Raw genomic sequence first — 13,044 nt, 5'->3', positions numbered from 1 at the left:
CAGGTTCATGTCCCAGGTCAGTGGCTCAGGCCATATTTTTTGACTTTGTCGAAGAGCGTGGTCTTGGCCATGCCCAGTTCCTGGCTGGCCTGGGTCAGGTTGCCGCCGCTGCGTTGCAACGCATCCACCAGCAGGTTGCGCTCGAAGGCTTCAACCGCTTCGGCGAAGGCCAGGCCTTGGCTACCGGTGCTGGTGCCGGCTTTCTTGAACGCCGGCAAGCCCAGGGCGTAACGTTCGGCGACGTTGCGCAGCTCGCGCACGTTGCCCGGCCAATCGTGGCTCATCAGGTTCGACAGAGTGTGGTTGTCCAGCTCCGGCACGGTACGGTCGAAGCGCAGGGACGATTGCTGGAGAAAATGTTCGAACAGTTGCAGGATGTCTTCGCGCCGCTCCCGCAGGGGCGGCAGCTCCAGCGTCACCACATTGAGGCGGTAATACAGGTCGCTGCGGAACTGCCCGGTCCGACCCATTTCGTCCAGGTCGGACTTGGTGGCGGCAATCACTCGGCAATCCACGGACACGCTCTGGTTCGACCCCAGGCGTTCGAGGGTGCGTTCCTGCAACACGCGCAATAGCTTGATCTGCAAGGGCAGGGGCATGCTCTCCACTTCATCGAGAAACAGCGTGCCGCCATCGGCGTGCTCGATCTTGCCGATCCGGCGCTTGCCCGCGCCAGTGAAAGCGTTGGCCTCGTGGCCGAAAATCTCGCTTTCGAACAGGTTCTCCGGTAGGCCACCGCAGTTCAGCGCGACGAACTGCTTGTCGTGGCGCCGGCTGAAATCATGCAGGCAACGGGCGACCAATTCCTTGCCGGTGCCGGTTTCGCCTTCGATCAACACGTTGGCTGAGGTGTCGGCGACGTTGGCGATCAGCTCGCGCAGGTGCTGCATGGCCGGCGAGCGGCCGATGATGCGGCCTTCCAGGGAATCACGCTCGGCCAGTTGCCTGCGCAGCGAAGAAACTTCCCGGGCCAGGCTGCGCTGTTCCAGGGCGCGGCGTGCAACGTCCACCAGGCGCTCGGGGGAGAACGGTTTTTCCATGAAATCGTAGGCGCCTTTCTGCATCGCGCCTACGGCCATGGAAATATCGCCGTGGCCGGTGATCAACACCACCGGCAGGCTGCGGTCCCGGGCTTTGAGGCGGGTCAGCAGTTCCAGGCCGTCGATGCCCGGCAGGCGGATGTCGCTGATGACGATGCCGGCAAAATCTTCGCCGACCCGCTCAAGGGCCTCTTCGGCGCTGCCCACGCCAATGCAGGGAATATCTTCCAGGCTCAAGGCCTGCTGGCAGCCCAGCAGGACGTGGGGGTCGTCTTCGACGATCAATACGCTCAGGTCGTTGTTCATAGCGGCTCGGCAGGTAAAAGGCTTACCAACGGTAAACTGAGGATAAACGTGGTGCCACCATCCTCCGGATGCTCGACTCCCAAATGTCCGCCGGCGGCGGCACACAGGCTTGCCGAAAGCGTCAAGCCAAGGCCCAGGCCTTGTTCGCCGGGTTTGGTGGTGAAGAACGGTTCGAACAGATGCTTGCGAGCCTCCGGGTCGATGCCGTGGCCATTATCCCGCACCCGCAGGCGATATTTGCCATCGCTGCCTTGGCCTTCGAGCCACAGCTTCGGCGCGGGTTGCAGCTGCATGGCGTCAAGGGCATTGCCGATCAGGTTCACCAGGATCTGTTCCAGGCGCGTCTGGTCGATCTGGACCTGAACGTCTTCGAATGCCGTGTGGATCTGGATGTCGAGTTTTTCAAGGCGCGCGCCCAGCAATTGCAGCGCGGCCCCGACAGCCTTGCCCAGGCTCGCCCGGCCCTTGTCGTCGCCGCGCCGGGCGAAGGCGCGCAGGCTGGCGGTGATCCGACCCATGCGATCGATCAGGTCGTTGATGGTCCTGAGATTGGCGCTGGCGATATCCAGCTGGCCCCTTTCCAAAAAGCGCACGGTATTGCCCGACAGGGTGCGCAGGGCGGCCAAAGGCTGGTTGAGTTCATGGGCGATGCTGGTGGACATCTGGCCGATGGCCGCCAGCTTGCCGGCTTGCACCAGTTCGTCCTGGGCGCGCCGCAAGGTCTCTTCGGCCTGCCGTCGTTCGCGAATCTGGCCCTTGAGCCGTTCGTTGCTGGCCCGCAGGTCGGTGGTGCGTTCGGTAATCCGACGTTCGAGCTGATTGTTGGCCTCTTGCAACGCTTCGCGAGCGGCGAGGCGGGTCGCGATGACTTTACGACGTTCGTTCCAGGCGATCAGCAGGAAAGCCACCAGGGCAAACGCCACGGCCACCAGGATGCCTTGGTTGATCGCTTGGCGGCGCAGGTCTTCGAGCGGGGTCAGTAACGTGAAATTCCACGGTGTGTCGCTCAGCGGCCGGGTCTGGGAAAGGTAGCTGGTGGCGCGCTGGTCAGCCGCTATTTCGGTGTTGGCGGGGAAAGTCAGCTTCTCCATGCCCTCGGCCAGCCGTTCCCGCGCCAGAGGGATCAGCTCGTTGAGCGGGAACCAGTAATATTGCAGGCTGCGGGCCAGGCGCTCCTTGGTTTCGTCGCTCAGCGGACGCACCGATTTGAGCCGCCGCGCCGGATCGCTGGAGAGGATGATGATGCCGTTCTCATCGCTGACGAAGGCTTCCAGGCGGGCCCGCTGCCAGCGCTCCTCCATGGCTTCGAGGCGGACCTTGACCACGGCCACGCCGATGATCTTGCCTTGTTGCTCCAGGCCATGTGCCAGGTAATAACCGGGTTCGCCGCTGGTGCTGCCGATCCCATAGAAGCGCCCCGGCTGGCCGCGCACGGCGTTCTGGAAATAGGCGCGGAAAGACAAGTCTTCCCCCAGGTAGCTGTCGACGTCGCGCCAGTTGCTGGTGGCCATGACGCGGCCGGTGGTGTCCATGACGTAGATGGCCCGGCTGCGACTGCGCCGGTTCAGGCCCTCAAGGTATTCGTTGACGGTCTTGCGATGCTCGGGCGTCGGGTCGTCGAGCAATTTCGAGACGCTGGATTCAAGTTCCAGCAGGCTGGGCAAATAGGTGTATTTGCTGATTTCGCTCTCCACCGCGCGGGCGTGCAGCTCCAACTGGCGCTCGCCATTCTCGGCGAGGCCGCGAATGCCATAGTGCTCGCTGATCCAGAAGCCGAGGTAACCCAGGCCTATCATCAACGCAATGACCAGCGGCGGCAGGAACAGATGGCGGATCAGGCGGGGTTTCACGGCGAGTGATGGCGGCGCGGCGCGATAAAGAGTGGGGTCGCATTTCATCACAGAAGCCTTGGGTCAACCAGTGTGGCGGCGGTCGTCCTTCGAACGCGGTCCTGTGGCGAGGGAGCTTGCTCCCGCTCGGCTGCAAAGCAGCCGCAAAACGGTTCATGCGGTATGCCAGAGACATTGCATTTCCGGTTTAGGGCCGCTGCGCGACCCAGCGGGAGCAAGCTCCCTCGCCACAAGGACAAGCGCGCCTAGAAAAGGCGATGCTTAGTGCTGCAGAATCTTCTCAAGGAAATGCTGTGCACGTTCGGAGCGGGCGCTGATGTCGCCGAAGAACTCTTCTTTCGGGCAGTCTTCGATGATCTGGCCCTGATCCATGAAGATCACCCGGTTCGCCACTTTGCGGGCGAAGCCCATTTCGTGGGTCACGCACATCATGGTCATGCCTTCGTGGGCCAGTTGCACCATCACGTCGAGCACTTCGTTGACCATTTCCGGGTCAAGCGCCGAGGTCGGTTCGTCGAACAGCATTACCACCGGGTCCATCGCCAGCGCACGGGCGATCGCCACGCGCTGCTGCTGGCCGCCGGAGAGCTGGCCCGGGTGCTTGTGGGCGTGGGCCGACAGACCGACGCGCTCTAGCAGTTGCAGGCCTTTCTTGGTGGCTTCTTCCTTGCTGCGGCCCAGCACCTTGATCTGCGCGATGGTCAGGTTTTCGGTGATGGTCAGGTGCGGGAACAGTTCGAAGTGCTGGAACACCATGCCCACCCGCGAACGCAGTTTTGGCAGGTTGGTCTTCGGGTCGGCGATGGACGTGCCATCGACCACGATGTCGCCTTTCTGGAAGGGCTCAAGGGCGTTCACGCACTTGATCAGCGTGGACTTGCCCGAACCCGACGGCCCGCACACCACCACAACCTCGCCTTTGCTGACCTCGGTGCTGCAATTGGTCAGTACCTGGAAGTCCCCATACCACTTGTTGATGTTTTTGATAGAGATCATACGGCGAACCTTTTTTGCAGACGCTTGACCAGCAGCGAGGCGGCAAAGCTGATTGTGAAGTACACGAGACCTGCGATGATCAGGAACTCATTGGAGCGGCCGATGATGTCGCCATTGGCTCGCGAAGCATTGAGGAAGTCCACCAGACCGACCGTGTAGACCAGCGAGGTGTCCTGAAACAGGATGATGCTCTGTTGCAGCAACAGCGGGGTCATCTTGCGGAACGCCTGGGGCAGGATGATCAGGCGCATGACCTGGCCATAATTCATGCCCAGTGCCTGTGCCGCGCCCATCTGGCCCTTGGGGATCGACTGCACGCCGGCCCGGACGATTTCGCAGAAGTACGCCGCCTCGAACATCATGAACGCCACGACGCAGGAGCCGAACGCGCCGATCGGCGTGTCTTCGCCAGTGATCCAGCGCAGCACGAACGGGACCGCCAGGTAGAACCAGGTGATGACCAGCAGCAGCGGGATCGAGCGGAAGTAGTTGACGTAGGCGCCAGCGATGTTGGAGATCAGCTTGTTGTGGGACAGGCGCATCAGCGCCAGGATCGTCCCCAGGATAATCCCACCGACGACACCCAGGGCCATCAGCTTGAGGGTCATCACCATGCCGTTCCACAAGCCGGGAATGGCCGGGATGATGCCTGTGAAGTCGAATTCCATTATTTACCCCCCACGGAGATCAGGCCGGGCACCGCGACTTTCTTCTCGACCATGCGCATGAGCAGCATCAGGCTCATGTTCAACGTGAAGTAGATCAGCGTCGCCAGGGTAAAGGCTTCGAACAGGTTGGCCGAGAATTCGGCGGTCTGCTTGGTCTGCGCGAGCAGCTCCATCAGGCCGATCAGCGACGCCACGGAGGAGTTCTTGAAGACGTTGAGGAATTCCGAGGTGAGCGGCGGAATGATGATCCGGTAGGCCTGGGGCAGCAGCACGTTCCAATAGATCTGCGGCAGTTTGAAGCCCATGGCCCGGGCAGCGGATTCCTGGCCGCGCGGCAGCGCCTGGATGCCGGTGCGCACCTGTTCGCAGACCCGCGCGGCGGTGAACAGGCCCAGGCACACGACGACGCTCAGGTAGGCCGAGGTGGTCGGGTTCAGGTCCTGCTTGTACCACTCCTGCATGTCGGCGGGCAGCAGGTCCGGCACCAGGAAGTACCAGATGAACAGTTGAACCAGCAGTGGCACGTTACGAAAGAGTTCCACGTAGCAAGTCGCGATGCCCGATACCAGCCGGTTCGGCACGGTACGCATCACACCCAGGATCGAGCCCAGCAGCAGGGCAATGATCCAGGCGACGACGGCGATGGCGATGGTCCAGCCCAGGCCGGCCACGTACCAGTCGAGATAAATCTCGCTGCCCACGCCGGTGGACTTGAAGAACACGCCCCAGTCCCAGTTGTAATTCATTAGGGTCTCCCCTCAGATCGTTCGATGTACAAGTATCTGCAGGGGGAAATCCTTTCCCGCCCAATCTTGAGGATCGGGCACACACTCACGGCTCGACTTACCGTTGCGAGTGTTTCCTTTGGTTCCAGCAGGGAATGACACACTCCTGGAAAGGGCCGCGCCCTTCCAGGAGGTAAGGTTAGTCAGAAATCAGGATTTCTTATCGTCAGCCGCTTTATCGGTCGGGTTGGCGATCAAAGCCTTGAGCTCGTCGCTCATCGGGAAGTTCAGGTTCAGATTTTTAGGCGGGATAGGTTGGGTGAACCATTTGTCGTAGATCTTGTTGATCTCGCCAGACTTGTAGCTGGCGACAATGGCGTCATCGACAACCTTTTTGAACGGCTCGTCGCCCTTACGCATCATGCAGCCATAGATTTCGTAGGATTGGGGAGTACCGGTTACTTCCCAGTCGGTCGCCCTCTTGGCCTTGGCGGCTTCGCCGGCCAGCAGGGCGTCATCCATCATGAACGCGACGGCACGGCCCGATTCCAGCATCTGGAAGGATTCGCCGTGGTCCTTGGCGGAGATGACGTTCATGCCCATTTGCTTGTCGGCATTCATCGCCTTGAGGATGCGCTCGGACGTGGTGCCGGCGGTGGTCACGACGTTCTTGCCCTTGAGATCGTCGAAATCCTTGTATTTGGAATCTTTCTTGGAGAGCAGCCGGGTGCCGATCTCGAAGATGCCAACCGAGAAGGCGACTTGTTGCTGACGCTCGACGTTGTTGGTGGTGGAGCCGCACTCCAGGTCCACGGTGCCGTTCTGCACCAGTGGGATGCGGGTCTGCGAGGTGACCAGGTTGTACTTGACCTGCAGGTTCGGCACGTCCAGCTCTTTTTTCAGGGCTTCGACGACTTGCAGCTGGATGTCATGGGAGTAGCCGACGGGCTTGCCGGAAGCGTCCGCGATATAGGAAAACGGAATGGAGGCGTCGCGGTGGCCGAGCGTGATGACGCCGGACTCTTTGATCTTTTTCAGCGTGCCGGTCAGTTCGGCTGCGAAAACCGGAGTGCTGATCAGAGCGGCAGCAACGGCTGCGCCCAGGAGATGGGGAACGATGCGCATCGATGTTTCCTCGACATTGTTTTTTTTGTATTCGGCCGGTTCACCGGCCCTGAGTGCTTCGAATGCCTGAAAGCTCCTGTTGTGTTGGCGTAACAGGCGTTCGTCTCCACGAGTGTAGAGCATGACTCGTGCCAGGCCAGTGGCCTATCACTATCATGTTGTTTTTAAAGGAAATTAAGGTTTTGTTTCAGCTTTTTGGTCTTTTGTTTATCCGGTTTGCCGAACTGACCGCTGGGTCGTGTTCGGAAAACCGAATGGCTTGAGCCCCACTAATCCGTGGGATAGGCGGTGTGTTCCAAAATGCAAAAAGCCCCTAGATCGTAGATTCAGGGGCTTTTGGTCTTGCGGGTACTGTCACGCCGCTTCAATCTTGCGCCGATTGTGCTCGACCTTTTGCAGATACTGCTGGAGCTTGTCCTGCTCGGCGGCGGTGGTAAACAAGCCCAGCTTGCTGCGGCGCCAGAGGATGTCCTGGGCATCGATGGCCCACTCGTCGCTGCACAGGTAATCGACTTCGCGGGTGTAGAGGCCTGCGCCGATGTGCTCGCCCAGGTCGACGAGGTTGTGTACGCCTTCGAGCATGCGCCAGGTGCGGCTGCCGTACGTGGTGGCCCAGCGGCGGGCGATGTCGGTCGGCAGCCAGTCGAACTTGTCGCGAATCGCCGAGCACAGCGCCTGCGGGGTCGTCATGTTTTCGCCCCCCGGCAAGGTTGCCAGGGCGGTCCAGCTTGGACGCATCTGCGTAAAGTATGGCGCCAGTTGCGCCATCGCCGATTCGGCCAGCTTGCGGTAAGTGGTCAGCTTGCCACCGAATACCGAAAGCAGTGGCGCCTCTTGACCTGCGGCAGAAAGCGCCAGGGTGTAATCCCGGGTTACGGCGGAAGGGTTGTCGGACTCGTCGTTGCACAACGGCCGGACGCCGGAATAACTGTGCAGGATGTCGTCGCGGCTGACCTGTTTCTTGAAGTGGGCGTTGACCACTTTCAGTAGGTAATCGGTTTCGCCTTCGGTAATCGCGACCTTCGCCGGATCGCCGGTGTATTCGCGATCTGTCGTGCCGATCAGGGTGAACTGGTTCAGGTAGGGGATAGTGAAGACAATGCGCTGGTCCTCGTTCTGGAGAATATGCGCATGCTCGCCTTCGTAGAGTTTCGGAACGATCAAGTGGCTGCCCTGAATCAGGCGGATACCGTAAGGCGATTCCATCTTCAGGTCGTCACGAATGAACTTGGCCACCCACGGGCCGGCGGCGTTGACCAGGGCCTTGGCCTGGATCGAAAACAGGCTGCCGTCGGCACGCTCCAGATGCAACTGCCAAAGGCCCTTGCTGCGACGGGCGCTGACGCAGCGGGTGCGGGTATGTACGTGGGCGCCTTTTTCCCGCGCCGCCATGGCGTTGAGTACCACCAGCCGGGCGTCGTCAACCCAGCAGTCCGAGTATTCGAAGCCCTTGGTGATTTCGCTTTTCAGTACGCTGTCAGCGCCAAATTTCAAACTCCTGGAGCCGGCGAGCTGCTCGCGCTTGCCCAGATGATCGTAAAGGAACAGGCCGGCGCGGATCATCCAGGCGGGGCGAAGGTGCGGCCGATGGGGCAGCACGAAGCGCATCTGCTTGACGATGTGTGGGGCTTTGGCCAGGAGGACTTCGCGCTCGGCCAGCGCTTCGCGCACCAGGCGGAATTCATAATGTTCGAGATAGCGCAGGCCGCCATGTATCAGCTTGCTGCTGGCTGAAGAAGTATGGCTGGCGAGGTCGTCCTTTTCGCAAAGGAACACCGAAAGGCCGCGACCGGCCGCGTCCGCAGCGATCCCCACGCCATTGATGCCGCCGCCTATAACGGCGATGTCATAGATCTCTGCGAGAGGGGGCGTAGGCAAGGTGGTAGTGGGCATCGGCTGGCCTCGGGCTCTTTTCGAAATATTTGAATTCGAACATTAATGTTCATTTGCGAAAAATACTAGCCCATAAAAACGGCAACGGCCAGTTGGATTCGATTGAAAATACTGATCGAATGCCGCCGAAAGGAAAATTTTCGAACAAAAAGAGAATTGCGGAATGCTTCTGTGGCGAGGGGATAGACCCCCTCGCCACCAGGGTTCTGGGCATGGGGCGCGGAGCTAGACCACTTCCAATCGAATCTTGTGCTGGGTCAGCAGATGCGCCAGGGCTGGCACGGGCTGCTGGTCGGTTACCAGGCAATCGATCAGGCTGATCGGGCCCAGGCGGACCATGGCGTTGCGCCCGAATTTGCTGGAATCTGCTGCCAACAGCACCTGCCGAGCGTTGGCGATGATGGCTTGGGACACCCGCACTTCCTGGTAATCGAAGTCCAGCAGGCTTCCGTCCTCATCGATGCCGCTGATGCCCACCAGGGCGAAGTCGACCTTGAACTGGCTGATGAAGTCGACACTGGCCTGGCCAACCACGCCGCCGTCGCGTCGCACATTGCCCCCGGCGATCAGGACTTCGAAATCATCCTTGGCGCTGAGGATCGACGCCACGTGCAGGTTGTTGGTGATGACTTTGAGGTGGTTGTGATTGAGCAGCGCCCGGGCGATGGATTCGGTGGTGGTGCCGATGTTGATGAACAGCGACGCGTGATCGGGAATCTGGGCGGCGATGGCTTCGGCGATGCGTTGCTTCTCATCGCGCATCTGGTCCGCGCGCATGGCGTAGGCGGTGTTTTCCACGCTTGAATCGTAAGCCGCGCCGCCGTGATAGCGGCGCAACAGATTCGCTTCCGCCAATTGATTGATGTCGCGGCGGATGGTCTGTGGGGTGACGACGAATAATTGCGCCATTTCCTCGATGCTGACATAGCCGCGTTCGCGGACCAGTTCGAGGATTTGTTGCTGGCGGGGAGGCAGATTCATGGGGCTTCCTTTGGGCTGCCATTCAAAATTTGCCCATGATGCCGCAGGAATCCCCTCCCGACCAGTTTCAGAACTTTAACGGGCCTTATTCGGCGTCTTCGTGGGGCTCCCAATCGCGGGTGCGGCTGACGGCTTTTTTCCAGCCGGCGTAGAGTTTTTCCTTGGCTTGCTCGTCCAGTTGCGGTTCGAACTCACGCTCGATTACCGCTTTGCCGCGCAGTTCTTCCAGGCTGCTCCAGAAACCGCACGCCAAGCCGGCCAGGTACGCTGCACCGAGGGCAGTGGTTTCGCGCATTTTTGGGCGTTCGACCTGGGTGCCAAGGATATCCGCCTGGAATTGCATGAGGAAGTTGTTGGCCACCGCGCCGCCGTCCACGCGCAAAGACTTGAGGCGCTCGCCGGAGTCTTGCTGCATGGCGTCGAGCAGATCGCGGGTCTGGTAGGCGATGGATTCCAGCGTGGCCCGGATAATATGATCGACCCGCACGCCACGGGTCAGGCCGAACAGCGCGCCACGGGCATAAGGGTCCCAGTACGGCGCGCCCAGCCCAGTGAACGCCGGGACCAGATACACCCCATTGCTGTCCTTGACCTTGTTGGCGAAGTACTCGGTGTCGAGCGCATCGTTGATGATCTTCAGTTCATCGCGCAACCATTGGACGGTAGACCCGCCATTGAACACTGCGCCCTCCAGGGCATAGGCCACTTCACCGCGAGGGCCGCAGGCGATGGTGGTGAGCATGCCGTGATTGGATTTGACCGCTTTGTCACCGGTATTCATCAGCAGGAAACAGCCGGTGCCGTAGGTGTTTTTCGCCTGGCCCGGTTCCACGCACATCTGGCCGAACAGGGCGGCCTGCTGGTCACCGGCGATACCGCCGATGGCGATGCCGCTCTTGGTGCGGCCGTAGATTTGTGAGGACGATTTGACCTCCGGCAGCATTTCCCGAGGGATGTTGAGGATGTCGAGCATCTTCGCGTCCCACTCAAGCGTATGGATGTTGAAAAGCATGGTGCGCGAGGCGTTGGTGTAGTCGGTGACATGGACCTTGCCGCCGGTAAATTTCCAGATCAGCCAGCTGTCCACGGTGCCGAACAGCAACTCGCCGTTGCGTGCGCGCTCGCGGCTGCCTTCGACGTTATCCAGGATCCACTTGAGCTTGGTGCCGGAAAAATACGGATCGGTGACCAGGCCGGTGGCTTCGCTGATGTATTGCTCATGGCCGTCACGCTTGAGCTGCTGGCAGATTTCAGTGCTGCGCCGACATTGCCAGACAATGGCGTTGTAGATCGGCCTGCCGGTCGACTTGTCCCAGACCACCGTGGTTTCGCGCTGGTTGGTGATGCCGATGGCGGCGACCTGGTCGTGATGCAGCCCGGCCTGGGCAAGCGCTTCGACCATGACCGCGCTCTGGGTGGCGAAGATCTCCATCGGATCGTGTTCGACCCAGCCTGGCTGTGGGTAATGCTGGACGAATTCTCGTTGGGCCGTGCAGACCACGTTGGCGTCACGGTCGAAAATAATGGCACGTGAGCTGGTCGTGCCCTGGTCGAGGGCAATGATGTAGTTCTTATTCTCAATGTCGGTCATGTCGATTGCCTTGGGACTTAGGTAACGTAATTAAGGAAGAGGCCAGGGCGGGGGCTCGAATGGCAGGCGCCCGCGCCGACTGTTTCAGGACGTTCTGGGCTTGCCATCAATGGCCGGCTCTGGCTCCTTTGCAGCAACCACGGCGCTGGGCAGGTGGCGAGCGATGAGCCCGCGATAAGCAGCAGCACCCAGGCATGCGCCAAGGATCGGCGCAAAAATCGGTACGAGGAAGTATGGAATGTCACGCGCCCCGGTGAGTGAAATTTCACCCCAGCCAGCGAAGAAAGTCATCAATTTCGGACCGAAATCCCGCGCCGGGTTCATCGCGAAACCTGTCAGTGGTCCCATCGAACTGCCGATCACGGCGATCAGCAAGCCGATCAGCAGCGGCGCCAGCGGGCCGCGCGGCAGGCCGTTGTTATCATCGGTCAGGGACATGATCACGCCCATCAGGATGGCGGTGATGATCATCTCGACCAGGAAAGCTTGGCCGGTGGACAGTGCCGGGTGGGGGTAGGTGGAGAATACCGACGCCAGTTCGAGGCTGGCCACGGTGCCCCGGATCATGTGGCGGGACTGTTCGAAATCGAAGAACAAATTGCTGTACAGCGTGTAGACCAGCAGTGCGCCGCAGAACGCGCCGGTCACTTGGCAAACGATATAGAAAGGCAGTTTGCGTTTTTCGAAGTCAGTGAAAATGCACAGGGCGATGCTGACGGCGGGATTCAGGTGTGCGCCGGAAATGCCCGCGCTGAGATAAATCGCCATGCTGACACCGACGCCCCAGATGATGCTGATTTCCCACAAGCCGAAACTGGCGCCCGCGACGTTGAGCGCTGCAACGCAACCGGTGCCGAAAAAAATCAACAGGGCCGTACCCAGGAACTCCGCCAGGCATTGGCTGGAGAGCGAAGGTTGTTGTAAAGCAGTCGTCATTCAAACCTCGGTTCTTTTTGTTGTCCTGCGCGGCGGAAAACAACCCGTCGTCGCCTTTTCGCCGAGTGCCGGATCCCCATCCTGCGCTCGGGGTGTTGCTTGAGACACGCGTTTCTGCTTTCAGTTTCGAAAAAATATAGACAAGAAACGCCGCTGTCAAAGGTCGAAAGTGAACCGTCGGTCATATTAGGATTATTCGTTCCATGAATGAATTTTTCCGGCGTGGCGCGGCGTCGACATCGGCGGTCTGCGCAGCCTTTTGCCTGGGGATCGCTTAGAATTCTCGCCACTCTTTTTGTTGTTTCCCTGTCAGGAGCGGTCATGACCCCCGCATTGGATCTGCTGAAAAAAGTGCGTGCCGAACATCGTATTCACAGTTACGAACATGACCCCAAGGCCGCGTCCTATGGTCTGGAAGCCGCAGAGAAACTGGCTCTGGAACCGGCGCGAGTGTTCAAGACGCTGTTGGCCGCGAGCGAGAAAGGTGAATTGCTGGTGGCGGTGGTGCCGGTCGCCGGGAGTTTGGACCTCAAAGCGCTGGCCCATGCGGCCGGGGTAAAGAAAGTCGAGATGGCCGATCCAGCCGCCGCGCAGCGTTCGACAGGTTATTTGCTGGGGGGCATCAGTCCGCTGGGACAGAAGAAGCGCCTGCGCACGTTTATCGACTCATCCGCACAGCCGTTCCCCACTGTGTTCGTCAGCGCGGGAAGACGAGGCCTGGAGGTGGAGTTGGCGCCCGCGTTGCTGGCGGAGCATACCGGAGCGGCGTTTGCGGATATTGGCCGCGGGTGAGGAGCAAGCGCCTCTGCCAGGATGAATCTTTCCAACCGTCCAGGCGTCCAACCTTTCAATGTGTAAGGCGAAAATTGTGTCGATCTGTCACTGGATAAACGGTGCCTGCGCAGCTCATGCTCACGCATCATAAAAAAGGAG

At 60.1% G+C, this 13,044-nt stretch carries 11 protein-coding genes; 1 reads left to right on the top strand and 10 read right to left on the bottom strand.

Features of this window, described 5'->3' with window-relative positions; all coding sequences use genetic code 11:
• Window positions 1-17: 17 nt before the first annotated feature.
• From J3P92_RS19475 to J3P92_RS19430, 10 genes are all read right to left on the bottom strand, one after another.
• A complete protein-coding gene (locus J3P92_RS19475) occupies window positions 18-1,298 on the bottom strand; it encodes a sigma-54-dependent transcriptional regulator (protein WP_434651159.1) in 1,281 nt (426 codons plus the stop codon).
• Window positions 1,299-1,342: 44 nt separating this feature from the next.
• A complete protein-coding gene (locus J3P92_RS19470; RefSeq protein WP_434560307.1) occupies window positions 1,343-3,244 on the bottom strand; it encodes a sensor histidine kinase in 1,902 nt (633 codons plus the stop codon).
• A 213-nt stretch (window positions 3,245-3,457) separates the two neighbouring features.
• Window positions 3,458-4,192, bottom strand: a complete 735-nt coding sequence (locus tag J3P92_RS19465) for an amino acid ABC transporter ATP-binding protein (RefSeq protein ID WP_018614195.1) — start codon at window positions 4,190-4,192, stop codon at window positions 3,458-3,460.
• Entirely contained in the window at window positions 4,189-4,860 is a 672-nt protein-coding gene (locus J3P92_RS19460) for an amino acid ABC transporter permease (RefSeq protein ID WP_030140772.1), read from the bottom strand. The genes J3P92_RS19465 and J3P92_RS19460 overlap by 4 nt, the downstream gene beginning before the upstream one ends.
• Window positions 4,860-5,606 (bottom strand): amino acid ABC transporter permease, encoded by a 747-nt coding sequence (locus J3P92_RS19455; RefSeq protein ID WP_053124568.1) that lies wholly within the window; start codon window positions 5,604-5,606, stop codon window positions 4,860-4,862. The genes J3P92_RS19460 and J3P92_RS19455 overlap by 1 nt, the downstream gene beginning before the upstream one ends.
• Window positions 5,607-5,795: 189 nt before the next feature.
• Window positions 5,796-6,710 (bottom strand): glutamate/aspartate ABC transporter substrate-binding protein, encoded by a 915-nt coding sequence (locus J3P92_RS19450; protein WP_420765237.1) that lies wholly within the window; start codon window positions 6,708-6,710, stop codon window positions 5,796-5,798.
• Window positions 6,711-7,064: 354 nt separating this feature from the next.
• Window positions 7,065-8,603, bottom strand: coding sequence for a glycerol-3-phosphate dehydrogenase (glpD, locus tag J3P92_RS19445; RefSeq protein WP_420765236.1), 1,539 nt, complete (start codon window positions 8,601-8,603; stop codon window positions 7,065-7,067).
• A 225-nt stretch (window positions 8,604-8,828) separates the two neighbouring features.
• Window positions 8,829-9,584 carry a DeoR/GlpR family transcriptional regulator gene (locus J3P92_RS19440; protein ID WP_420765235.1) on the bottom strand — a complete coding sequence of 252 codons (756 nt, stop codon included), beginning with the start codon at window positions 9,582-9,584 and terminating at the stop codon, window positions 8,829-8,831.
• Window positions 9,585-9,669: 85 nt separating this feature from the next.
• Window positions 9,670-11,175, bottom strand: coding sequence for a glycerol kinase GlpK (glpK, locus tag J3P92_RS19435; RefSeq protein WP_420765234.1), 1,506 nt, complete (start codon window positions 11,173-11,175; stop codon window positions 9,670-9,672).
• Window positions 11,176-11,259: 84 nt separating this feature from the next.
• Complete coding sequence (locus J3P92_RS19430) at window positions 11,260-12,111, bottom strand: MIP/aquaporin family protein (protein WP_434648720.1); 852 nt, start codon at window positions 12,109-12,111, stop codon at window positions 11,260-11,262.
• A 321-nt stretch (window positions 12,112-12,432) separates the two neighbouring features.
• On the opposite strand from J3P92_RS19430, the gene ybaK reads away from it, so the two are divergent.
• Window positions 12,433-12,903: a Cys-tRNA(Pro) deacylase gene (gene ybaK / locus J3P92_RS19425; protein ID WP_420765231.1), complete on the top strand. Its 471-nt coding sequence runs from the start codon at window positions 12,433-12,435 to the stop codon at window positions 12,901-12,903.
• Window positions 12,904-13,044 lie beyond the last annotated feature (141 nt).

Source organism: Pseudomonas sp. D3-27 (assembly GCF_051132165.1).
GTDB lineage: Bacteria > Pseudomonadota > Gammaproteobacteria > Pseudomonadales > Pseudomonadaceae > Aquipseudomonas.
This window is presented reverse-complemented; position numbering and strand designations above follow the sequence as displayed.

Excerpts from the sequence above, each read along its gene's own strand:
- J3P92_RS19470 (WP_434560307.1), bottom strand. The coding sequence starts at position 3,244 with ATGAAATGCGACCCCACTCTTTATCGCGCCGCGCCGCCATCACTCGCC.
- J3P92_RS19465 (WP_018614195.1), bottom strand. The coding sequence starts at position 4,192 with ATGATCTCTATCAAAAACATCAACAAGTGGTATGGGGACTTCCAGGTA.
- J3P92_RS19460 (WP_030140772.1), bottom strand. The coding sequence starts at position 4,860 with ATGGAATTCGACTTCACAGGCATCATCCCGGCCATTCCCGGCTTGTGG.
- J3P92_RS19455 (WP_053124568.1), bottom strand. The coding sequence starts at position 5,606 with ATGAATTACAACTGGGACTGGGGCGTGTTCTTCAAGTCCACCGGCGTG.
- J3P92_RS19450 (WP_420765237.1), bottom strand. The coding sequence starts at position 6,710 with ATGCGCATCGTTCCCCATCTCCTGGGCGCAGCCGTTGCTGCCGCTCTG.
- glpD (WP_420765236.1), bottom strand. The coding sequence starts at position 8,603 with ATGCCCACTACCACCTTGCCTACGCCCCCTCTCGCAGAGATCTATGAC.
- J3P92_RS19440 (WP_420765235.1), bottom strand. The coding sequence starts at position 9,584 with ATGAATCTGCCTCCCCGCCAGCAACAAATCCTCGAACTGGTCCGCGAA.
- glpK (WP_420765234.1), bottom strand. The coding sequence starts at position 11,175 with ATGACCGACATTGAGAATAAGAACTACATCATTGCCCTCGACCAGGGC.
- J3P92_RS19430 (WP_434648720.1), bottom strand. The coding sequence starts at position 12,111 with ATGACGACTGCTTTACAACAACCTTCGCTCTCCAGCCAATGCCTGGCG.
- ybaK (WP_420765231.1), top strand. The coding sequence starts at position 12,433 with ATGACCCCCGCATTGGATCTGCTGAAAAAAGTGCGTGCCGAACATCGT.